The organism is Wenjunlia vitaminophila DSM 41686 (assembly GCF_000380165.1).
GTDB classification, from domain to species: Bacteria; Actinomycetota; Actinomycetes; order Streptomycetales; family Streptomycetaceae; genus Wenjunlia; species Wenjunlia vitaminophila.
In genome coordinates this window covers 71,891-94,477 of sequence record NZ_KB904647.1, presented here as the reverse complement: position 1 = coordinate 94,477, position 22,587 = coordinate 71,891, and the positions used below count along the sequence as shown (strand labels likewise).

General features: G+C 73.1%; 18 protein-coding genes. 16 read left to right on the top strand and 2 right to left on the bottom strand.

The features are described from left to right. Nucleotides 1-55: 55 nt before the first annotated feature. The 7 genes from argC (at nucleotide 56) to argH (ending at nucleotide 7,905) form a co-directional block, all read left to right on the top strand. Nucleotides 56-1,084: an N-acetyl-gamma-glutamyl-phosphate reductase gene (gene argC / locus A3IG_RS0103935; protein ID WP_018382238.1), complete on the top strand. Its 1,029-nt coding sequence runs from the start codon at nucleotides 56-58 to the stop codon at nucleotides 1,082-1,084. Then, nucleotides 1,081-2,232, top strand: coding sequence for a bifunctional glutamate N-acetyltransferase/amino-acid acetyltransferase ArgJ (gene argJ / locus A3IG_RS0103930; protein ID WP_018382237.1), 1,152 nt, complete (start codon nucleotides 1,081-1,083; stop codon nucleotides 2,230-2,232). Before argC ends, argJ begins: the two co-directional genes overlap by 4 nt. After that, nucleotides 2,229-3,188 (top strand): acetylglutamate kinase, encoded by a 960-nt coding sequence (argB, locus tag A3IG_RS0103925; RefSeq protein WP_018382236.1) that lies wholly within the window; start codon nucleotides 2,229-2,231, stop codon nucleotides 3,186-3,188. Before argJ ends, argB begins: the two co-directional genes overlap by 4 nt. Next, nucleotides 3,185-4,429: an acetylornithine transaminase gene (locus A3IG_RS0103920; protein WP_018382235.1), complete on the top strand. Its 1,245-nt coding sequence runs from the start codon at nucleotides 3,185-3,187 to the stop codon at nucleotides 4,427-4,429. The genes argB and A3IG_RS0103920 overlap by 4 nt, the downstream gene beginning before the upstream one ends. Before the next feature lie 5 nt (nucleotides 4,430-4,434). After that, a complete protein-coding gene (locus A3IG_RS0103915; RefSeq protein ID WP_018382234.1) occupies nucleotides 4,435-4,959 on the top strand; it encodes an arginine repressor in 525 nt (174 codons plus the stop codon). Between the two features lie 231 nt (nucleotides 4,960-5,190). Further along, nucleotides 5,191-6,384, top strand: coding sequence for an argininosuccinate synthase (locus A3IG_RS0103910; protein ID WP_026219868.1), 1,194 nt, complete (start codon nucleotides 5,191-5,193; stop codon nucleotides 6,382-6,384). Between the two features lie 81 nt (nucleotides 6,385-6,465). After that, nucleotides 6,466-7,905 carry an argininosuccinate lyase gene (argH, locus tag A3IG_RS0103905; RefSeq protein WP_018382232.1) on the top strand — a complete coding sequence of 480 codons (1,440 nt, stop codon included), beginning with the start codon at nucleotides 6,466-6,468 and terminating at the stop codon, nucleotides 7,903-7,905. A gap of 129 nt (nucleotides 7,906-8,034) precedes the next feature. Here the strand turns inward: argH and A3IG_RS0103900 are convergent, their stop codons facing one another. Then, nucleotides 8,035-8,772, bottom strand: coding sequence for a DUF427 domain-containing protein (locus tag A3IG_RS0103900; protein WP_018382231.1), 738 nt, complete (start codon nucleotides 8,770-8,772; stop codon nucleotides 8,035-8,037). Nucleotides 8,773-9,240: 468 nt separating this feature from the next. On the opposite strand from A3IG_RS0103900, the gene A3IG_RS0103895 reads away from it, so the two are divergent. The 6 genes from A3IG_RS0103895 (at nucleotide 9,241) to A3IG_RS0103870 (ending at nucleotide 14,477) form a co-directional block, all read left to right on the top strand. Beyond that, nucleotides 9,241-9,762, top strand: coding sequence for a GNAT family N-acetyltransferase (locus A3IG_RS0103895; RefSeq protein WP_018382230.1), 522 nt, complete (start codon nucleotides 9,241-9,243; stop codon nucleotides 9,760-9,762). Between the two features lie 110 nt (nucleotides 9,763-9,872). Beyond that, complete coding sequence (locus A3IG_RS0103890) at nucleotides 9,873-10,523, top strand: HAD-IA family hydrolase (protein WP_018382229.1); 651 nt, start codon at nucleotides 9,873-9,875, stop codon at nucleotides 10,521-10,523. 64 nt (nucleotides 10,524-10,587) lie between these two features. Beyond that, entirely contained in the window at nucleotides 10,588-11,253 is a 666-nt protein-coding gene (locus tag A3IG_RS0103885; protein ID WP_018382228.1) for an AIM24 family protein, read from the top strand. A gap of 542 nt (nucleotides 11,254-11,795) precedes the next feature. Further along, nucleotides 11,796-12,854: a methionine ABC transporter ATP-binding protein gene (locus A3IG_RS0103880; protein ID WP_018382227.1), complete on the top strand. Its 1,059-nt coding sequence runs from the start codon at nucleotides 11,796-11,798 to the stop codon at nucleotides 12,852-12,854. Beyond that, complete coding sequence (locus tag A3IG_RS0103875; RefSeq protein ID WP_018382226.1) at nucleotides 12,851-13,570, top strand: methionine ABC transporter permease; 720 nt, start codon at nucleotides 12,851-12,853, stop codon at nucleotides 13,568-13,570. Before A3IG_RS0103880 ends, A3IG_RS0103875 begins: the two co-directional genes overlap by 4 nt. Before the next feature lie 79 nt (nucleotides 13,571-13,649). Next, nucleotides 13,650-14,477 (top strand): MetQ/NlpA family ABC transporter substrate-binding protein, encoded by an 828-nt coding sequence (locus A3IG_RS0103870; protein WP_018382225.1) that lies wholly within the window; start codon nucleotides 13,650-13,652, stop codon nucleotides 14,475-14,477. A 111-nt stretch (nucleotides 14,478-14,588) separates the two neighbouring features. Here the strand turns inward: A3IG_RS0103870 and A3IG_RS0103865 are convergent, their stop codons facing one another. Continuing rightward, on the bottom strand, nucleotides 14,589-15,356 hold the full coding sequence (locus A3IG_RS0103865; RefSeq protein ID WP_026219867.1) for a class I SAM-dependent methyltransferase: 768 nt from the start codon (nucleotides 15,354-15,356) through the stop codon (nucleotides 14,589-14,591). Nucleotides 15,357-15,583: 227 nt separating this feature from the next. Here A3IG_RS0103865 and A3IG_RS0103860 point away from each other — a divergent pair, with 227 nt between their 5' ends. The 3 genes from A3IG_RS0103860 to cobT all read left to right on the top strand — a co-directional run bounded on the left by A3IG_RS0103860 (nucleotide 15,584) and on the right by cobT (nucleotide 22,484). Next, entirely contained in the window at nucleotides 15,584-16,216 is a 633-nt protein-coding gene (locus tag A3IG_RS0103860) for a GNAT family N-acetyltransferase (RefSeq protein WP_018382223.1), read from the top strand. A 225-nt stretch (nucleotides 16,217-16,441) separates the two neighbouring features. Next, nucleotides 16,442-17,659, top strand: coding sequence for a precorrin-6y C5,15-methyltransferase (decarboxylating) subunit CbiE (cbiE, locus tag A3IG_RS0103855; protein ID WP_018382222.1), 1,218 nt, complete (start codon nucleotides 16,442-16,444; stop codon nucleotides 17,657-17,659). 328 nt (nucleotides 17,660-17,987) lie between these two features. Beyond that, a complete protein-coding gene (cobT, locus tag A3IG_RS0103850; protein ID WP_018382221.1) occupies nucleotides 17,988-22,484 on the top strand; it encodes a nicotinate-nucleotide--dimethylbenzimidazole phosphoribosyltransferase in 4,497 nt (1,498 codons plus the stop codon). Nucleotides 22,485-22,587: the final 103 nt, after the last annotated feature.

Below are 22,587 nucleotides of genomic sequence, written 5' to 3'. Positions count from 1 at the left end.
CATTGCATAGTGCTGCATTGAACCGTATAGTCATGCCCTCCAGAGGGAGGGCAACATGACGTGGCAGGCGGCGGTCGCCGGAGCGAGTGGCTACGCGGGCGGAGAGGTGCTCCGCCTGCTGCTCGGGCACCCCGAGATCGAAATCGGCGCCCTGACCGGCGGCGGCAACGCCGGGCGAAGCCTCGGTGAACTCCAGCCCCACCTGGTGCCGTTGGCCGACCGGGTGCTGCGGGACACCTCGGCGCGGACCCTGGCCGGACACGACGTGGTCTTCCTCGCCCTGCCGCACGGACAGTCCGCGGCGGTGGCCGAGGCGCTGGGGCCCGATGTGGTCGTGGTGGACTGCGGAGCCGACTTCCGGCTCCGTGACCCCGGCGCCTGGGAGGCGTTCTACGGAAGCCCGCACGCCGGGACGTGGCCCTACGGGCTGCCCGAGCTGCCCGGTGCGCGGGCGGCGCTGAAGGGCTCGTCGCGGATCGCGGTCCCCGGCTGCTACCCGACCGCGGTCACCCTCGCCCTGTTCCCCGCCTTCGCCGCCGGGCTCGTCGAACCGGACGTCGTGGTGGTGGCCGCCTCCGGCACCTCGGGCGCGGGACGCGCGCCCAAGCCGCACCTGCTGGGCTCGGAGGTGATGGGCGCGATGAGCCCGTACGGGGTGGGCGGAGTCCACCGGCACACCCCCGAGATGGTGCAGAACCTCACCGAGGTGGCCGGCGAACCGGTCACCGTCTCGTTCACCCCCACCCTGGCCCCGATGACCCGCGGCATCCTCGCCACCTGCTCGGCGCCGGCCCGCCCCGGTGCCACCGCACGCTCCGTGCGCGACGCCTACGCGCAGGCGCTGGAGGGCGAGCCGTTCGTCCGGCTGCTCCCGGAGGGACAGTGGCCGTCCACCGCCGCGGTGCACGGCAGCAACACCGCCCTGGTGCAGGTCGCCCTGGACGGGGCGGCGGGACGCGTGGTGGCGATCAGCGCCATCGACAACCTGACCAAGGGCACCGCGGGCGGCGCGGTGCAGAGCCTGAACATCGCCCTCGGCATCCCCGAGGGAACGGGACTTTCCACGATCGGAGTCGCACCATGAGCGTCACGGCCGCCCGGGGCTTCCGGGCCTGCGGCATCGCCGCCGGGATCAAGGAGTCCGGAGGCGCCGACCTGGCCCTGGTGGTCAATGACGGCCCGTCGCTCGCCGCCGCCGGCGTGTTCACCACCAACCGCGTCAAGGCCGCCCCGGTGCTCTGGTCCGAGCAGGTCCTCAAGGGCGGGCAGGTCTCCGCGGTGGTGCTCAACTCCGGCGGGGCCAACGCCTGCACGGGACCCCGGGGCTTCCAGGACACCCACGCCACCGCCGAGCGGGCCGCAGCGCTGCTCGGCCACAGCGCCGGCGAGGTCGCGGTCTGCTCCACCGGCCTGATCGGCGTCCCGCTGCCCATGGACCGGCTGCTGGCCGGCCTCGACGCCGCCGTCGCCGACCTCAGCGAGCACGGCGGGGAGAAGGCCGCCCTGGCGATCATGACCACCGACACCGTCGCCAAGACCGCGGTGGCGGCCGGCGACGGCTGGACCGTCGGCGGCATGGCCAAGGGCGCCGGGATGCTGGCCCCGGGCCTCGCCACCATGCTGGTGGTGCTCACCACCGACGCGGTCGCCGACCCGGAGACCCTCGACCTGGCCCTGCGTTCGGCCACCCGCACCACCTTCGACCGGATCGACTCCGACGGCTGCATGTCCACCAACGACACGGTGCTGCTCCTCGCCTCGGGTGCCTCCGGGGTCACCCCCGACGCCGGGGCGTTCGCCGAGGCGGTGCGCGCGGTCTGCGCCGACCTCGCCCACCAGCTCATCGGTGACGCCGAGGGGGCCTCCAAGGACATCCGGATCGAGGTCGTCAACGCGGCGAGCGAGGACGACGCGGTCGAGGTGGGGCGGTCCGTCGCCCGCAACAACCTGCTGAAGTGCGCGGTGCACGGCGAGGACCCCAACTGGGGGCGGGTGCTCTCCGCGATCGGCACCACCTCCGCCACCTTCGACCCCGATCAGCTCAGTGTGGCGATCAACGGCGTGTGGGTGTGCAAGGGCGGCTCCGTCGGGGAGGACCGGGAGCTGGTGGACATGCGCTTCCGCGAGGTGCGGATCACCGCCGACCTGGCCGCGGGCAGCGAGTCCGCGGTGATCTGGACCAACGACCTGACCGCCGACTACGTCCACGAGAACAGCGCCTACTCGTCATGACGGCCACCCACCAGTCCCCTTCCGAGCGGCCGGCGGCCCCCGCGCCCGACGCCCCGCGCCGCACCACGCGCAACCACACCGCGCTGCCCAAGGCACACACCCTGATCGAGGCGCTGCCCTGGCTGGAGCGGTTCCACGGCACCCGGGTCGTGATCAAGTTCGGCGGCAACGCCATGGTGGACGAGGAACTGAAGCGGGCCTTCGCCCAGGACGTCGTCTTCCTGCGGTACGCCGGGCTGAAGCCCGTGGTCGTGCACGGCGGCGGGCCGCAGATCAGTGCCCAGTTGGACCGGCTCGGCCTGGAGTCCACGTTCACCGCCGGGCTGCGGGTCACCACCCCGGAGACCATGGACGTGGTCCGGATGGTGCTCGCGGGGCAGGTGCAGCGGGAGCTCGTCGGCCTGCTCAACGAGCACGGGCCGTTCGCCGTCGGCATGACCGGCGAGGACGCGCACACCATGACCGCGGTGCGGCGGTGGGCCGAGGTGGACGGCGAGCGGGTGGACATCGGCCTGGTCGGCGACGTCACCGAGGTGGACACCGGGGCCGTCACCGCGCTGCTCGCCGACGGCCGCATCCCGGTGATCTCCAGCATCGCCCGGGGAACGGACGGACAGGTCTACAACATCAACGCCGACACCGCCGCCGCCACGCTCGCCGCCGCGCTCGGCGCGGAGAAGCTGGTCGTGCTCACCGACGTCGAGGGACTGTACGCGGACTGGCCGCACAGCGACGAGGTGATCAGCCAGCTCACCGTCAGCGAACTGGAGAAGCTCCTGCCCGAACTGGCCAGCGGCATGGTGCCGAAGATGGAGGGCTGCCTGCGCGCGGTCCGCGCCGGGGTGGGCAAGGCGCACGTGCTGGACGGACGGGTGCCGCACGCGCTGCTGCTCGAGGTGTTCACCAACGAGGGGATCGGGACCCAGGTCGTCCCGGACGAGGAGGGACCGGCATGACCACGCAGGACGACACGGCCGCCGGGGCGACCAGCGCCGGTGCGGGCGTCACCAACGCCACCCTGACCGCCCGCTGGCAGGGTGCCCTGATGAACAACTACGGCACCCCGAGGGTCCCCCTGGTGCGCGGGGCCGGCGCCACGGTGTGGGACGCCGACGGCAAGGCATACCTGGACCTCGTCGGCGGTCTCGCGGTCAACCTGCTCGGCCATGCGCACCCGGCCGTGGCCCGGGCGGTGACCGACCAGTTCGGCCGGCTCGGCCACGTCTCCAACCTGTTCGTGGCCCAGCCGCCGGTGGAGCTCGCCGAGCGGCTGCTGCACCTGTTCGGCCGCCCGGGGCGGGTCTTCCTCGCCAACTCGGGAGCCGAGGCCAACGAGGCGGCGTTCAAACTCAGCCGACTCACCGGACGCCGGCACGTGGTCGCGGCCGAGGGCGGGTTCCACGGCCGCACCATGGGGGCGCTCGCGCTCACCGGCCAGCCGGACAAGCGGGCCCCGTTCGAGCCGTTGCCCGGCGAGGTGACCCATGTGCCGTACGGCGACGTGGAGGCCCTGCGGGCCGCGGTCACCACGGACACCGCGGCCGTGGTCCTGGAGCCGATCCAGGGCGAGGTCGGCGTGGTGCCCGCTCCCGACGGCTATCTGGCGGCGGCCCGGGAGATCACCCGCTCGGCCGGCGCGCTGCTGGTCCTCGACGAGATCCAGACCGGGTTCGGCCGCACCGGCCACTGGTTCGCCCACCAGTCGGCCGGGGTGGAGCCGGACGTGGTGACCCTCGCCAAGGGCCTCGGCGGGGGACTCCCGATCGGTGCCGCAGTGGCGTTCGGCCCGGCCGCGGAGCTGTTCACCCGGGGGCACCACGGCACCACCTTCGGCGGCAACCCGGTCGTCTGCGCCGCCGCCCTCGCCGTGATCGACACCATCGAGTCCGAGGGGTTGCTCGACCGGGCCAAGCTCCTCGGGGAACGGGTCAGGCAGGGCGTCGAGGGCCTGCGGCACCCGCTGGTGAGCCATGTGCGGGGGGCCGGACTGCTGCTGGGTATCGTGCTCACCGAGCCGGTGGCACCGCTGGTGCAGCAGGCGGCTCAGGACGCCGGGTTCCTGGTGAACGCCGCGGCACCGGACGTGGTGCGGCTTGCTCCTCCACTGATCGTCTCCGAGGCCGAGGTGGATGCGCTGATCCAGGTCCTGCCCGGACTCCTGGACGGGGTACACGGGGCGAGAAGAACCGAGGACTGACGACGATGACCGACGCTCACCAGGGACCCGCGGTCCCGCAGACCCGTACGGCGCGGCACGGGAGGATCGTTGACATCCTCAACCGGCAGCCGGTGCGTTCCCAGAGCCAGCTCGCCAGGCTGCTCGCGGACGACGGGTTGCAGGTCACCCAGGCCACGCTCTCCCGGGACCTGGACGAGCTCGGTGCGGTCAAGATCCGGAACGCGGAGGGGGAGCTCATCTACGCGGTGCCGTCCGAGGGCGGGTTCCGCACGCCCATGGCGCCGTTGGGGGAGTCGGTGAAGGAGGAGCGGATGGCCCGCCTCGCGGGTGAGCTCCTGATCTCCGCCGAGGCCTCGGCCAACCTGGTGGTGCTGCGCACTCCACCGGGCGCCGCCCAGTTCTTCGCCTCGGCCATCGACCAGGCGGAGGTCCACGACATCCTGGGCACCATCGCGGGCGATGACACGCTGATGCTGGTCAGTCGCGACCCCCAGGGCGGCCAGGCCCTCGCGGACCACCTGCTGGCGCTGGCGGAGCGCTCGCGGTAGCGCCGGTCGCCGGGCGGCCGCGACGGTGGGCAGGGCCCGGCCGCGGTACGCCACGACACACCTCTTCGGGACCACCCGTGCACCCGCGCGGGTGGTCCCTTCGTGCTGCCGTCGCGCCGGGTCGGACCTCGCTTTGACAATGTATGCAGAGATCTGCATACTCATGCCAACCAGCGTGTGGCGGACCCCGACCCCGTGCCCGCCCTGACCCAGCGAACGAAGGAGCACCCCGTGACCGAGCGCGTCGTCCTCGCCTATTCGGGCGGCCTTGACACCTCCGTCTGCATCGGGTGGATCGCCGAGGAGACCGGCGCCGAGGTCGTCGCGGTCGCGGTGGACGTCGGTCAGGGCGGCGAGGACCTGGAGATCATCCGCAAGCGGGCCCTGGCCTGTGGGGCGGTGGAGGCCGAGGTCGCCGACGCCCGGGACGAGTTCGCGCAGGAGTACTGCCTGCCCGCGCTGAAGGCCAACGCGCTGTACATGGACAGGTACCCGCTGGTCTCCGCGCTGTCCCGGCCCACCATCGTCAAGCACCTGGTGGCCGCGGCCAGGAAGCACGGGGCCAGCACGGTGGCCCACGGCTGCACCGGCAAGGGCAACGACCAGGTCCGGTTCGAGGCCGGGATCTCCTCGCTCGCCCCCGACCTGAAGTGCATCGCCCCGGTCCGGGACTACGCCATGACCCGGGACAGGGCCATCGCCTTCGCCGAGTCCAAGAACCTGCCGATCGCCACCACCAAGAAGTCCCCGTACTCCATCGACCAGAACGTCTTCGGGCGGGCCGTGGAGACCGGTTTCCTCGAGGACATCTGGAACGGTCCCATCGAGGACGTCTACAGCTACACCCAGAACCCGGCCGAGCCGCGGGAGGCCGACGAGGTGGTCATCACCTTCGAGGCCGGTGCCCCGGTGGCCATCGACGGCCGGCCGGTGACCGTGCTCCAGGCGATCGAGGAGCTCAACCGGCGGGCCGGGGCCCAGGGCGTCGGGCGGATCGACATGGTGGAGGACCGGCTGGTCGGGATCAAGTCGAGGGAGATCTACGAGGCGCCGGGCGCCATCGCCCTGATCACCGCCCACCAGGAGCTGGAGAACGTCACCGTCGAGCGGGAGCTGGCCCGGTTCAAGCGGACCGTGGACCAGCGGTGGGGCGAGCTGGTCTACGACGGCCTGTGGTTCTCGCCGCTGAAGCGGGCCCTGGACGGGTTCGTCGACCAGGCCAACCAGCACGTCAGCGGGGACGTCCGGATGACCCTGCACGGGGGGAGGGCCGTGGTCACCGGCCGGCGCAGCGACCAGTCGCTGTACGACTTCAACCTCGCCACGTACGACACCGGGGACACCTTCGACCAGTCGCTCTCCAAGGGCTTCATCGAGATCTTCGGCCTCTCCAGCAAGATCGCCGCGGGCCGGGACCTCGGCTGAGGCCCGGGTGACCCGGCGGTCCTGGTTCATCTTCCCGGTCGCCTGCGGCGACCCCGACGCGACAGTGGTAGGGAGTCCACGGTGGTGAGTGACAGCGGTGCGTCCGACGGCCAGGTCCGGCTGTGGGGCGGGAGGTTCGCCGACGGTCCGGCGGAGGCGCTGGCCCGGTTGTCGGCCTCGGTGCACTTCGACTGGCGGCTCGCCCCGTACGACATCGCGGGCTCGCGGGCCCACGCCCGGGCGCTGCACCGGGCCGGGCTGCTCGACGAGGACGAGCTGGTGCGCATGGTCGCCGGGCTCGACCGGCTCGAACGTGACGTCGCCGACGGCTCCTTCACCGGCACCGAGGCGGACGAGGACGTGCACACCGCCCTGGAGCGGGGGCTGCTGGAGCGGCTCGGGCCGGACCTGGGAGGCAGGCTGCGGGCCGGGCGCTCCCGGAACGACCAGGTGGCCACCCTGTTCCGGATGTACCTGCGGGACCACGCCCGGATCATCGGCGGGCTGCTGGTGGACCTCCAGGAGGCGCTGGTCGGGCTCGCCGAGGCCCACCCGGGCGTCGCGATGCCGGGCCGCACCCACCTCCAGCACGCCCAGCCGGTGCTGTTCGCCCACCACGTGTTGGCGCACGCGCAGGCACTGGGCAGGGACGCGGAGCGGCTGCGGCAGTGGGACGAGCGCACCGCGGTGTCCCCCTACGGATCGGGAGCGCTCGCCGGTTCCTCGCTGGGGCTCGACCCCACCGCGGTCGCCGCCGAGCTGGGCTTCGCCCGCGGCTCGGTGGCCAACTCCATCGACGGCACGGCCTCGCGGGACTTCGTCGCCGAGTTCGCCTTCGTCACGGCGATGATCGGCGTTGACCTCTCCCGGATCGCGGAGGAAGTGATCATCTGGGCGACGAAGGAGTTCTCGTTCGTCACCCTGCACGACGCCTACTCCACCGGGTCGTCGATCATGCCGCAGAAGAAGAACCCGGACATCGCCGAGCTGGCCCGGGGCAAGTCGGGGCGGCTGATCGGGAACCTGACGGGACTGCTGGCGACGCTGAAGGGGCTCCCGCTCGCCTACAACCGCGACCTGCAGGAGGACAAGGAGCCGGTCTTCGACTCCTGCGACACCCTCGAGGTGCTGCTGCCCGCGTTCACCGGGATGGTGGCGACGCTGACGGTCAACCGCGAGCGGATGGAGGAGCTGGCGCCCGCCGGCTTCTCCCTGGCCACCGACGTCGCGGAGTGGCTGGTCAAGCAGGGCGTTCCGTTCCGGGTGGCGCACGAGGTCGCGGGGGAGTGCGTGCGGGTCTGCGAGGCGGAAGGACTCGAGCTCGACCAGCTCACCGACGCCCAGTTCGCCGAGATCTCCCCGCACCTGACGCCGGGCGTCCGCTCGGTGCTGAACGTCCCCGGGTCCCTGGCCTCCAGGAACGGCCGCGGCGGCACCGCCCCGGACCGGGTGGCGGAGCAACTGGCCGAGGTGCGCGAGGACCTGGCCCGCCAACGGGCCTGGTCGGAGGCCAAGCGGTAACCGGCATGGACGCGGGGGCTGCGCCGGAGCCCCCGCTGGTCGGCCCGACCGCCCGGCGGCGGTCGGGCCGACGGCCGTGCCCGGGTGGCCGGCGCTTCCCGGCAGCGCCGTCACCGGGGCGCCGTGCGGTCAGCGGCCCTGGAGCTCACCGTCCACGAAGACCTCCGCCTTGCTGTCGTAGAACGACAACAGGCCGGCGATCTTCTGGCTCTCCGGCAGCGGCGTCGGGTAGGACCAGGCGATGTCCTCGACCGTCCGGCCGTCTAGCCGGGCCGACACGTAGCGGGCGGTGCCCTTGTACGGGCAGTGGGTCACGGTGTCGCTCGGCTCGAGCAGGTGCAGGCTGACATCCGTCTGGGGCAGGTAGTACCGCGGCGGCAGACCGGTCTCGAACACGATCCTGGGCGCCCGGGACTCGGCGACGAGGACCCCGTCCACCTCGACCCTGACGTGACGGGAGCTGGCCAGCACGTCCACCCGGGTGTACGGGTCGCGCGGGTGGACGAACACCTCCTCGTCCTCTTCGAACCACTGGTCCATGGCGTTCCAGTCCAACCGCACCAGGTCCCTCAGCTCGGGGACCGGGGAGTCGGGGTAGCGCAGGGCGGCGTCGGGGACGGTCCTGCCCGGGACGGAGAGGTCGTGGAGCCTGCCCTCGCCGCGGCTCGGGGAACGCCTGGTCCTGTCGTTCGCGGTGAGCAGTTCGGTGCGGACGTCAGCGACCGGCAGGTAGTAGGTGGGGTAGTGGGGCCCCTCCCAGACCAGGACGGGGCGGGTGGTGTCGGCCACCAGGTGACCGGCGAGGTAGGCGCGGACGCGCTTGGCGCCGGGCTCGACGCGCAGGCGGCTGCGGTGGGAATCAGTCATGCCGGGTCAACCCGCAGCGACGGGTCAGCATTTCCCGCCGGTCAGGGGCGTCGCGGGTCCGGGGTCCCTCCTGACCCCGCGGTCGATCTGACAAATAGACGGTATGGCTATATGTCCTGCCCAGTCGTCGAGGTCGCACCGGACCTCGCCACGGGGGTAGTTGGCAATGTCACAGGACGCCCGGGCGCCATGCGCTCGCGATGTGGGGCTCATGTGCGCAGAATGCTGGTGTCACAGGTTGATCTGGGGTGTCATCGGGGTAATCCCCGGTAAACACCCGATGATGGCGCTATCGACAGCACCCGGTGGTGCGGGGTTCGCTCGTGCGGCGACTCCGCTTCTTCGAACTGTCGTGCGACAGTTGGCGCCGCAGGGCCGGTACGCACCGTTCCGGCTCACTCAGGGCAACGTTCCGGACAGGCCACCCTCATCACCTCTGTCCGGACGAAATCAGGGAGGCCAGCGCACATGGGCATGAGCGTGACCATCTCTCCGGCGCTCGAGCACGAGGCCGAGTCCATCCTCAAACTCCAGTACCTCTGTTACCAGAGCGAGGCGGAGCTGTACGGCGACTACAGCATCGAACCGCTCACCCAGACCCTCGACGAGCTCCGGGCCGAGCTAGCGACCGGATACGTGCTGGTGGCCAGACTCGGCGACGAGGTCATCGGCTCGGTACGCGCCAGGGTCGAGGAGGACGGCTCCGCCGCCATCGGCAAGCTCATCGTGCACCCGCGGATGCGCCGGCACGGTCTCGGCGGTCGGCTGCTGAAGGCGATCGAGGCCCGGCTCGCCGCGGAACGCCAGGCCACGCGCTACCGGCTGTTCACCGGGCACCGCAGCGCGCAGAACCTCCGGCTGTACCGGAGCCTCGGTTACCGGCCGGTCGGCACCGCGCCGGCCGGCCGTGGGCTGGACCTGGTGACCATGGAGAAGGAGGCCGCGCCGAGCGCGACCGACTCCGGTGGCGCCCTGGCGGCCAGCGCCTAGCCGGACCGCCTTCCCGCGCACCCGCCTGCCCCCCGGGTCACCGCCCCGGGGGCAGGCGGCGTGCCGCTGGTCACGGTGGCATTCACCCGTTCGGCGTACGCTGGCGCGTCATGCACACTCTCACCGCCGCGGCACTGCTGTTCGACAACGACGGCACGCTGATCGACTCCACCTCGACCGCCGTTCGCTCCTGGACCCGCTGGGCCCAGGAGTACCGGCTCACCGCGGAGGAGTTCGCCGCGGTGCCGTTGCACGGGCGCCCCACCGCGGAGATCGTGGCCGACCTGCTGCCGGCCCCCCTGGTGGCACAGGCGGTGCGCCGGGTGGAGGAGTTGGAGCTCGCGGACCTGGACGGCGTGGTCGCCCTCCCCGGGGCGGTGGAACTGCTGGGCGCGCTGCCCGCCGACCGCTGGGCGGTGGTCACCTCGGCGAGCCGCGCCCTGGCCGAGAAGCGGCTGGCCTCGGTGGGGATGCAGCCGTCGTGCGTGGTCAGCGCCGACGACGTCGTCCGGGGAAAGCCGGACCCGGAACCGTTCCTGCTCGCGGCCTCCCGGCTCGGGGTGGAGCCGAGCGCGTGCGTGGTCTTCGAGGACGCCCCGGCCGGACTGGCCGCAGCCCAGGCGGCGGGGATGACCGCGGTGGCCGTCACCACCACCCACGGCCCGGACGAGCTGGTCGCGGACCTGGTCCTGGACGGACTGCACCGGGTGCGGGCCGGTCGCGCCGCGAACGGTGGGATCACCCTGGAGCTCGGGAACTGAGCCGGGGCACGCCGAACGACGGGCCCCCTGTCACCCGGACGGGTCCACGCCATACGATCGGTCCGTGCGCAGCGATCTGTTCAAGTCCGAGTACCAGGCCCAGGCTCCCACCGCGCCCGGGATGTCCTTGCAGCACTCCAAGGCGATCAAGTACGTCGTCAACGGCGAGTGCCACGCCCGGCAGGGCGCCATGGTCGCCTACCGGGGCAACCTCCAGTTCGAGGTGAAGTCCCAGGGCGTCGGCAACTTCCTCAAGCGGGCCGTCACGGGCGAGGGCCTCGCGCTGATGGCGGTGCGCGGCCAGGGTGAGGTGTGGTTCGCGCACAACAACGAGAACTGCTTCGTCGTGGACCTGGAGCCGCAGGACTCCCTCACGATCAACGGCCGCAACGTGCTGTGCTTCGACCCCAGCCTGCACTACGAGATCAAGATGGTGAGCGGCGCCGGGATGACCGGCGGCGGCCTGTTCAACTGCCTGTTCTCCGGCCAGGGCCGCATCGGTCTGATGTGCGACGGCGACCCGATCGTCATCCCGGTCAGCCACCATGCCCCGGTCTACGTGGACACCGACGCGGTCGTCGGCTGGTCCAGCCACCTCCAGACGTCGATCCACCGCTCGCAGAGCCTGAAGTCCATGCTCAAGGGTGGCTCCGGCGAGGTCTTCCAGCTCATGCTCCAGGGTGAGGGCTTCGTCATCGTGCAGCCCAGCGAGGCCAAGCCCACAGGCTGACCGCCCGCGCGCCGACACGCCGACGGCCCGTCCACCACCCGGTGGGCGGGCCGTCGGCGTGCGGACCACCGGGACGTGTCCGACATCCGGACATCGAACACGTGTTTTTTGGGACCCGGGCCACGCTCTGGTTTACTGACGTCCATGACCGCGACGACCAGGTACCCGCAGCCGGCCGAGGCGATGACGCCCGGTGCCTGCGGCATGTGTCGTGCGTGGCGCCAGGCGGGTCAGCCCCGCCGAATGTGTGACCGCTGAGGGCCCCTGTTCCACGCTCGCGCCCCGAAGCGAGTCCTTCCTCCGCCGCACGTCCCGGTAGGGCGCGGCACCACCGCGTCGTACGCGGACCCGTGGGTCGGTCCTGGTCGTCGTTGAGCGCCCCGGACCACCGCCGCCCCGCTCGCCCCCTCGCGTTCCCCGGCCCCACCCACCGCTGACGCGCCCTTCCGCCCGGAGCTCCCGGGCCGCTCCCTGCTCACGTTTCAGTGATATGCCCCTGTGTGCTGGCTTTTGTCCGGCGCACTCAACCTGATGGACCATCCGTGATCACCACCACGAACCTCAAGAAGGCCTACCGCTCCCGGGGGCGCGACATCGTCGCGCTCGACGGGGTGGACCTGCACGTGCGCGAAGGTGAGGTGTTCGGCGTCGTCGGCCGCAGCGGCGCGGGCAAGAGCACGCTGATCCGCTGCGTGAACCTCCTCGAGCGCCCCACCTCCGGCACCGTCACCGTCGCGGGCCAGGACCTCACCGCCCTGCACCGGCGCGGACTGAGAGCCGCCCGCGGTCGCATCGGCATGGTCTTCCAGCACTTCAACCTGCTGTCCGCGCGCACGGTCCAGCAGAACGTCGAACTGCCGCTCGAGATCCTGGGCCTGCGCGGCGCCCAGCGGTCCCGGCGGGCCGGGGAACTCCTGGAACTGGTCGGTCTCGCCGACCGGGCCGGCGCCTATCCGGCCCAGCTCTCCGGGGGCCAGAAGCAACGGGTCGGCATCGCCCGGGCGCTGGCCGGGAAGCCCAGGGTGCTGCTGTCCGACGAGGCCACCTCGGCCCTCGACCCGCAGACCACTCGTTCCATCCTCCACCTGCTCCGCGACCTGAACCGGCAGCTCGGTCTCACCATCCTGCTGATCACCCACGAGATGGACGTGATCAAGACAGTCTGCGACTCGGCCGCGCTGATGCGCGACGGCCGGATCGTGGAGTCGGGGACCGTGGCGGAACTGCTCGCCACCCCGGGCTCCGAACTGGCCGGGGCGCTGTTCCCGATCGGACAGGTGCCCTCCGGCGCGGGACGCACCGTCATCGACCTCACCTTCCACGGGGACTCCACCGCCCAGCCGGTCATCTCCCACCTGGCCCGCTCCTACAACGTGGACGTCTCCATCCTCGGTGCCGCCATCGAGACCATCGGCGGGCTCCAGGTCGGCCGGATGCGGATCGCGTTGCCCGGCGCGTTCGAGGACAACGTGGTGCCCATCGGCTACCTGCGTGAGCAGGGCCTGCGGGTAGACGTCGCCGAGCCGGAGCGCGCCCGTTCGTCGGTGACCGCTTCCGCCGGGGACCCCGCCCCCGCCGGAACTCCGGGAGGCCCGCGGTGACCTGGGACGAGATGCGGCCCCTGCTGGAGCAGGCGTGCTCCGAGACCCTCACCATGGTGGGCCTGTCCTCGCTGGTCACGGCGGTGGTGGGGCTCCCCCTCGGGGTGGTGCTCTCGCTCACCGACCGGGGAGGACTGCTGCCGTGCGTGGTGGTGAACAAGACCCTGGGAGCACTGGTGAACCTCACCCGTTCCCTGCCGTTCATCATCCTGCTGATCGCGCTGATCCCGTTCACCCGCTGGGCCGTCGGCACCAGCATCGGGGTGGACGCCGCGGTGGTGCCGCTCTCCGTTGGTGCCGTGCCGTTCTTCGCCCGGCTCGTCGAGACCTCCGTGCGGGAAGTCGACCACGGGCTCGTCGAAGCCGTCCAGTCCATGGGTGGGGGCGTCTGGGCCGTGGTGCGCAAGGTCCTGCTCCCCGAGTCGCTGCCGTCGCTGGTCTCCGGGCTGACCACCACCGTCATCGCGCTCATCGGCTACTCCGCGATGGCCGGCGCGGTCGCCGCCGGCGGCCTGGGGGACCTGGCCGTCCGCTACGGCTACCAGCGGTTCGAGAACGGCCTGATGATCGCCACCGTGCTGCTGCTCGTGGTGCTCGTCACCGGTGTCCAGGTCGTCGGTGACCTGCTCGCCCGGGCGCTCGACCACCGGGGCGGGCGCGCCGGGCACGGACCGTTCCGCATCCGCCCGCGAATGCCGCGCCACCCCTCGCGCTGACGGCGAACCCCCACCAGACCCGCCGCCGGGACAACACCGGGCGGTCGTTTCCCCCACCGTTCACAGAGAGGCACTTTTCGTGCGTAACACCGTCAAGATCTCCGCAGTGGCCCTCGCCGCCGGCGCCCTCGTCGTGTCGCTGTCCGCCTGCGGCTCGGACGCCGGCTCCGGTTCGGGCTCCGGCGACGCCCTGGTCGTCGCCGCGACACCGGTTCCCCACGCCGACATCCTCAGGTACGTCAAGGACAACCTCGCCGAGGACGCCGGACTCCGCATAGAAATACGGGAGTTCACGGACTACGTCCAGCCCAACACGGCCACCCAGAACGGTGACGTGGACGCCAACTTCTTCCAGCACCGGCCGTACCTGGACGACTTCAACGAGGAGCACCACACCTCCATCGTCCGTGTGGCAGACGTCCACCTGGAACCGCTCGGCCTGTACTCCAAGGAGGTCGCCTCGGTGGAGGGGCTCAACCGCGGGGCGACCATAGCCGTCCCCAACGACGCCACCAACGAGGGCCGGGCGCTGGCCCTGCTCGCCGAGCACGGCGTGCTCACCCTCAAGGACGGGGTCGGACAGAACGCCACCCCCAGGGACATCGTGGACAACCCCAGGGACCTGAAGTTCGAGGAGTTGGAGGCCGCCCAGCTCCCGCGGTCGCTCGACGACGTGGACGCCTCGGTGATCAACGGCAACTACGCGCTCGAGGCGGGCCTCAACCCGGCACGCGACGCACTGGTCGCCGAGGAGGCCAAGGACAACCCGTACGCCAACTTCCTCGCCGTCAAGCGGGGGAAACAGGACGACCCGCGGGTCAGGAAACTGGCGGAGCTGCTCCAGTCACCCGGCGTGCGGTCGTACATCGAGGAGGAGTACTCCGGCGCGGTCGTCCCGGCGTTCTGAGCCCGGACCGGCCCCCTGCCGGTCCGGACGCGCGGGTTGACCGCGCCGGACCGTCCGGGGCGGGCGACACCCGGCCGGGTGGGCGGACGGCCCGCCCACCCGGCCGTGGCCTCAGCCGCGCCGCGCCCAGTAGACGTCCGTGATGTAGGGGACCTCCACCGACTCCCGGTCCCTGGTGGCCGCGTGGCGCTGGAGGACCTCCTCGACCTCGGCGCGCACCCGTGCCTGCCCGGCCCGGTCCAGGGCGGCGATGTGGCTCGAGGACAGCATCCGCTCCACCACCTGCTGCCGGGTGATCGAGTGTGGGTTCGGCAGGTGCCGCTCCCGCACCGGTGACCACCCGGGGCGCTGCTCCAGGGCGCGCCGCCAGGCTCCGTCGTGATGGCTGGGCAGTCCACTGGGCGCCCGCCGGAAGTAGATCGCCTCGAAGTCCCGCACCCAGGGCACCGTCACGTCGTAGGTGTTCCACACCAAAGCCAGCGCTCCGCCCGCCCGCAGTACCCGTTCCACCTCGGAGAGCGCCGCCTCCTGCTGGAACCAGTGCCAGGACTGCGCGGCCACCACCGCGTCCACGGAGCCGTCGGGCAGACCCGTCCGCTCCCCGGTGCCGTCGATCACCGTCACGGACGGCAGCAACTCCGCCAGGCTCTCCCGCATCGCCGCGACCGGCTCCACCGCCAGCACCCGCGCGCCGGTCAGGGCGAGGAGCCGGGTGAACTTGCCCGTGCCCGCCCCGATGTCCACCACCGTGCGCCCCCGTTCCAGCCCCAACGCCGTGGCCAGCTCGGTCAGGACGGACATGGGATAGGAGGGACGGGACCGCTCGTACTCGCCCGCGGCCCTCTGGTAACCAACGCCTGCTGCCTGGTGGACCGTCACGCGCGCTGACGGTAGCAGGATCGGATGGACGCAGCGGAAACGTCAGGCGACCAGGACAACCCCACATCCCCCCAATAGGGTCTTTCTACGTGTCCGTGGCACGGCGCGCGTGGCGATTCGTGCGACCCCTGCGCTGCGTGCGCGCTGACGAATACTGCATGCTGCATGAGGGACACCCGGCCCGGAGGATCGAACACCGGAGCACGAACCCGGCAAGGAGAGACGCAATGGCTTCCACATTCCCGGAGACCTCCCTCAGCACCGAACGCCTGGTGCTGCGGCCCTTCGACGAAGAGGACGTCCCAGCGCTCGTGGACATGATGAACGACGAGCCGATCCGCACCTGGACCAGCGTGCCCGCCCCCTACACGGAGTACCACGCCCTGCAGTGGGTCAACGGCCAGGCCCCCGCGGAGCGCACCGAAGGCCGCGGGATCGTTTTCGCCGTCTCCGAGTTCCTCACCCACCGCCTGGTGGGCATGCTCCACCTGCACCACACCGACTGGCGGCACCGCACCACCGAGGTCTCCTACGTCACCGCCTCCTGGGCCCGGGGCGAGGGCTACGCCGCCGAGGCGGCGCTCGCCGCCGCCGAATGGGCCTTCCACGACCAGGGGATCAAACGGATGGAGCTGCGCACCGCCGCGGGCAACACCGCCTCCCAGCAGGTCGCGCAGAAGATCGGCTGCATCAGCGAGGGCGTGCTGCGCAGCGCGTGGACCCTGCGTGCGCCCCAGAACGAGCTGTCGGACCGCGAGCTGCGCACCGACCTGATCGTGTGGAGCCTGCTGCCGGAGGACCTCGAGGGGACGACCCTGCTCAGCGGTTCGGGAGCGGGCCAGGGACAGAGCTGGCTCTGAGCGCCCGGGCTCCCACCACCGGCGCGGCGGAACCGGTACGAAGGAGAAAGGGGAAACACCCCGGACCACGGGGCAGGAACCAACCCGGGGGCAGGACCCACCATGGGGCGACACCCCCGGCAGGGCGTCGCGCACAACAGGCGTCTCCCGCGACACAATCGCCGCGAACGGCACGGCGCACCGGAGCAGGGGCCGCACCAGAGCAGACGAGGGGGCACGGCACAGATGGCCGACCGGGTCACAGTGATCGGATGGGACGGTTCTCCGCTCACCGAGGCGGCCCGTGCCGCCATGGGGGCCGCCACCATGGTGGCGGGAGCCAGGCACCACCTCGGGCTGGCCGGGATTCCGCCCACCGCCACCCGGGTGTTGGTCGGCAGCCTTCCGCTCGCCGCCCGCAGGATCGCCGAACACCGGGGCACCGCCGTGGTGCTGGCCGACGGCGACCCCGGGTTCTTCGGCGTGGTGCGTGCCCTGCGGCGGCCCGAGTACGGCCTCGAGGTGGAGGTCGTGCCCGCGGTGTCGTCCGTGGCGGCGGCGTTCGCCCGGGCCGGGATGCCGTGGGACGACGCCAAGATCGTGGTCGCCCACCAGCGCACCCTGCGCCGCGCGGTCAACGTCTGCCGGGCCCACCACAAGGTCGCGGTGCTGACCGCCCCGGGCGCGGGCCCGGCCGAACTCGCCCTGCTCCTCGGCGACGTACACCGGACCTTCGTCATCTGCGAGGCGCTGGGCACCGAGCGGGAGGAGGTGTCCGTGCTCACCTCGGACAAGGTCGCCGACCACATCTGGCGCGACCCCAATGTGGCGATCGTGATCGGTGGCGTCTCCCCGGCGGCGGGGTCCGACACCGGGGGCTGGATCGCCGGGCAGTCCACGGACTACCCCGGGCCCCGGGGCTGGGCGTTGCCCGACGAGCGGTACGGTGCCGCTGGCCCGCAGGCCACCGGGGGCGGGGCCGGAGCGGCAGAACGGGCCTTCGTCCTTGCCAGGTTGGGCCCGCGGGTGGGAGACCTGCTGTGGGACGTCGGCGCGGGCAACGGAGCCGTCTCGGTGGAGTCGGCCAGGTTCGGGGCGGCGGTCCTCGCGGTGGAGCCCGACGAGCAGGCGTGCGCCCGGATCGCCGCCACCGCCCGCCACCACGGAGTTCAGGTGGCGGTGGTGCACGGCACCGCACCACAGGCCCTCGAGGACCTGCCGGAGCCGGACGTGGTGCGGATCGGCGTCGGTGGCGCCCCGGTGGCCGCGGCCTGTGCGTCCCGTCGCCCCGAGCGCATCGTGGCCCCGGTCGCCACCCGGGGCGAGGCGGAGGCGATACGACAGGCCCTCGGCTCGGCGGGGTACCTGGTGGAGGTCGAACTGCTGCACTCCGCCTCGGTCCTGGCCGACGGGGAACAGGACGGGGGCAGCACGTCGTTCGTGGTGTGCGGCGAGCTCCGCTGAGCACCCCCGGCCGGGGCGCACCGAAACACGACACCGGTTCGAACGGTAGGCTGGCCGATCGTTGTGACGTCCGTGGTGGCCCTCTGACCAGGGCTGGCCACGGACGGGTCCGACAGCCGCGGAAGTGGCGCAGCCCACAGTCCAGTGGGCGCGCTCGCTCGGACATCGGGTACGGCCACCGGGGAGAATGCAGCACACTGCCGGGCGGGTCGTGCCGGTTGTCGTGCGCGCTCGTTCTTCCTTGGGGCGGGGTGCCGCGGTCACGCGAGGGACATGCGCCACCTGGAGGGGGCATGGAAGGAACAATACGGATGCGCGAGGGGCACGCATGACTGACACCGGCCACGTCCCGGGCGAAGCGGTGCCGGAGCACGCGGGCGGAGCAGCGGGTCCGCGTCCGGACGGGCAGCTTGCCGACGACACTCCGATCACCGGTTGGGGAGCCGAGCCCGTGGTACCCGCCTACGCCTTCCCCGACCACCCGGAGACGGCGGAGGAGGAGGACGACCTGCTCCTGATGCCCGGCCCGCAGGGCTCGTGGACCGAGTCGGGATCGTTGCGCGGACAGGGAACCGCGCAGCGGGGCACGGCCGTCCAGGACACCCAGCCGTCCGGTTCGCAGGCGGCCCCTCCCGTGCCCGCCGTTCCCCAGCAGGTCGCGCCGAACCCGACCGTGGGACTCCGGGCCGCGCCCCAGCCGCCCCACGTGGTCCAGCCCCCGGCGGCCCAGCCCCCGGCGGTCCCGCAGACGGTGCCTCAACGACCGGCGCAACAGCAGGCCGTGACCACCCCCGGGGAGCCGCGGTCGGAGCCGGCCGGCCCGGCGGCACCCCAGGCTCCTGCGCCGGCCACGCCACCGGCCGCGGTGGCGGCACCGGCAGCCCAGGCCCAGCAGGCGCCCGGTCAACCGACCGCCCCCCGGCCCGGCGGCGGCACGGCGCCCGTTCCACCCCCGCCGGTGCCCTCTTCGCCGACACCCGCCCCCGTACCCGGCGCCGGGACGGCGACGCTGAGCGAGGGCACCGCGCAGCCCCAGGAGCCCGGGGAGGGGCAATCCGTGGTCGGTGAGCCGGAGGCGCACGAGTCCGGCGGCCGGGACGCCGGGATGCCGCACCCGGGAGCCCCGGGCCACGCCGCCCAGCAGGGGCCCCAGACGGTCGCGCCGCGGACGCCCACCCCGGCCCGGGGGCACGTCGTGCCGCCGCAGCCCGACCCCGCGGCCACCACACCGTCAGCCCAACCGGGCCCGGCCGTGCCGCCCCAGACCGCTGCCCCCGCCCACCAGCCGCGGCGACCGGTGGGGGCCACCCCGCCCGTCACCGAGGCCGGCCAGACGGTCTCGGTGCGCTCGCTCGCTGACCGGGGGCCGGCGCTCGCCGCACAGACACCCCAGGCCCCGGGCGAGTCGGCGCCGGAAACCCCGACTCCTGCGCCGCCACGGCAGCGGGGCGCGCACCGCGCGCCCTCCGCGCAGCAGGCGACGGCTCAGGCCGCGACCGCCCAGGCCGCGGTCGTGCAGGCCCAGGTGACCGCACCGCACGCCCCGGCCGAGCCCGTGGTTCCCGAGCAGGCCACCGGACCAGCGAAGCCACCGGCCGAGCCGCCGGTGGCCGGGGAGCCGGAGGGCCCCGTGCCGGGCGCCACCGCTTCGGGGCCGGTCCCTCCGGTGCCGTCACCGGCAGACGGAGCCGAGGACCCCGCGGTGGGGGGACAGCCGTCACCGGTTGCTCCCGCCGTCACCGGGACGCCCCCCGGGCAAGCTGACGTCCAGCCACCAGGGAACGGCGCGGCGGTCCCCGCTGACCCCGGAGCGGGCGCCGAGAGCGTCTCCCAGGAGGCGGGGGCGGCCATGGTCCCGGCCGCCGCACCGACGGTGCCCGCGACCCCACAGGCGCCGTCCGACGGAGCCGCGGGCCGCGAGCCCGAGCCGGCCCCGGCTGCCCAGCAGCCCGTGACGACCGCGGCGGTGCCCCTGCCGCCCTCCCGCACGGACGCCTTCCTCACCGACCCGCAGCAGCAGCCCGCCCCGGGGGGTGCGCCGGGTGCTCCAGCCGCTCCCGTTCCCCAGCAGGCCCCCCAGGGGGAGTCGGCGCCGCGGGACCCGCAGGGGCAGGGCGCCCAAGGCGGCCAGGCCCAGGCTCCGGAGGCGTCGCCGCAGGTCTCGCCCTCCCCTGACCCGGCCGGTGCCGGCCCGGCCCAGCAGCCGACCCCGGCACCGCAGGCTCCGCAGCAGCCCGCGCAACCGGCTCCACCGCGGGCCGGGGCCACGGCTGAACCGATTCGCTCCACCTCCGGCGAGCCGGAGGTGGCGGCCTCAGGGGCGGCAGCCCCCGGCGGGGAACCACCGGCCGCTGCCGAGGAGGCCGCCCAGCCGCAACCGGCCCCCGAGGCGCAGCCGCAGGACGCGACGGAGCCCTCCGGTGAGCAGTCCGCCGCGGGTCCCGCGCCCGCGCAGCCGGGTCCCGCGGTCCCGGCGGCCCGGCCCGTGCCCGAGCCGGCGCAGGCCCAGCAGCCGCACCAGGAGCAGCAGGTCGTCCCCGCCGCGGACCCCGCGGCCACGACCGTTCCGGCAGCCGCCCGGAACCCGCAGGCGGCGCCGGGCGAGCAGACGTCCCCGGCCGGACAGACGCCACCGGCTGAGGCATCGGCTGCACCGGATCAGCCCGTGCCGTCCGGGCAACCCGCTGCCGACCCACCAGAGCAGCAGCCGCAGCCGACTCCGGTGGCGCACCAGCAGCCGACACCTGCCCCACAGGCGCCGTCCGACCCACAGGACGCCGCGGACCCGCAGGCGGCTCAGGACCAGGCCGTCTCCGACCAGGGGACCACCACCGCCCAGCAGGCGGCCCAGGACCAGGGTGCGCAGCCGGACCCGCAGGCAGCGTCGGACGACGGGTCGGCGTCGGACGGTAACCCGCCGTCGGACCCGCCGGCACCGCCCGAGCAACCCGGAGGACCGGACCAGCCCGCCCCCTCCCCCCAGCCGGACCAGGAAGCGCAGTCGGACCAACCTGCCCCGTCGGACCAACCTGCCCCGCCGGACCAGGAGGCCCAACCGGACCAGGAAGCCGCGCAGGACCGGCCGGCGGCGCCCCCCGCCCAGGGCTTCGACCCGGCCGCCAGGGAGGCCGTGCACCGGGTGATCCGGGAGCGCAGGGACGTCCGCAACGGCTTCCGCCAGGACCCCATCCCCCACGAGGTGCTGCTCCGGGTGCTCGAGGCCGCGCACACCGCGCCCAGCGTGGGGCACTCCCAACCCTGGGACTTCGTGGTCATCAGGTCCGAGGAGACCCGGCGCAAGATGCACGAGCTGGCGATGCGTCAGCGCTCCGCCTACGAACGGACGTTGCCCAAGGCCAGGGCGAAGCAGTTCAAGGAGCTGAAGGTCGAGGCCATCCTCGACACCCCGGTCAACATCGTCGTCACCGCCGACCCCACCCGTGGCGGCCGGCACACCCTCGGCCGGCACGGGCAGCCGCAGATGGCCCCGTACTCGTCGGCGCTGGCGGTGGAGAACCTGTGGCTCGCCGCCCGCGCGGAGGGGCTCGGCGTCGGCTGGGTCAGCTTCTTCGACGAGCGGGAGATGGTGCGCGAACTGGGCCTGCCCGAGCACCTGGAGATCGTCGCCTACCTGTGCGTCGGCTACGTGGACGAGTTCCCCGACGAGCCCGAGCTGATGCAGTCGGGCTGGTCCAGGCGCCGCCCGCTGGCCTGGGTGGTCCACGAGGAGGAGTACGGGCGCCGTGCCCTGCCGGGTGAGGCCCCCCAGAGCCTGCTGGACGACACCCTGCACGGCATCCGCCCGCTGGACGCCAAGGCGCTCGGCGAGGCCTGGGAGCGGCAGAAGCGGATGACCAAGCCGGCCGGGGCCCTCGGCATGCTGGAGATCATCTCGGCCCAGCTCTGCGGGCTTTCCCGACAGTGTCCGCCGCCGATCCCCGAGCCGGCGGCGGTGGCCGTGTTCGCCGGGGACCACGGGGTGCACGCCCAGGGAGTGACGTCCTGGCCCCAGGAGGTCACCGCCCAGATGGTGCTGAACTTCCTCGCCGGCGGCGCCGTGGTCAACGCGTTCGCCAGCCAGGTCGGCGCCGAGGTCTGTGTGGTGGACGTCGGTGTCGTCGGGGAGCTGCCGCACCGCGGCGGCCTGGTGCCGCGCAAGGTGCGGCACGGCACCGCGGACATCACCCAGGGGCCCGCGATGACCAGGGACGAGGCGGTGCGCGCCATCGAGGTCGGTGTGGAGACCGCCCGCGATCTGGTGGCCGCGGGGAACAAGGCGCTGCTGACCGGCGAGATGGGCATCGCCAACACCACGGTGTCCGCGGCCCTGATCGCCGTCTACACCGGCGCGGACCCGGCCGAGGTCACCGGACGCGGCACCGGCGTCAACGACGAGACGTACTCCCGCAAGATCGAGGTCGTCCAGGCCGTACTCGAGCGGCACCAACCCGACCCGGCCGACCCGATCGGAGTGCTGGCGGCCATCGGGGGCCTGGAACACGCCGCTATGGTCGGGTTGTTGCTCGGCGCGGCCTCGCTGCGCACCCCGGTGATCCTGGACGGGGTCAGCGCGGGCGCGGCGGCGCTGGTGGCCCGGGCCATCGCCCCGGAGGTGCTGGCCGCCTGTGTCGCCGGGCACCGGAGTGCGGAGCCGGGGCACGTCGCCGCCCTGACCAAGCTGGGACTGCGGCCCTTGATAGACCTCGACCTCCGGCTCGGGGAGGGCACCGGTGCCCTGCTGGCCCTGCCGGTGGTGCAGAGCGCCGCCCGCGCCATGCACGAGGTGGCGACGTTCGACGCGGCGGGGGTCACCGAGAAGTCCTGACCTGGACGGGCCCCGCCGACGCGGGGCCCGTACCGTGGGTGGGGCGTGCCGCTCCAGTGCCGCAGCGGCAGCGGGTCGGCGTCCCGACCCCCACCGCACGCAC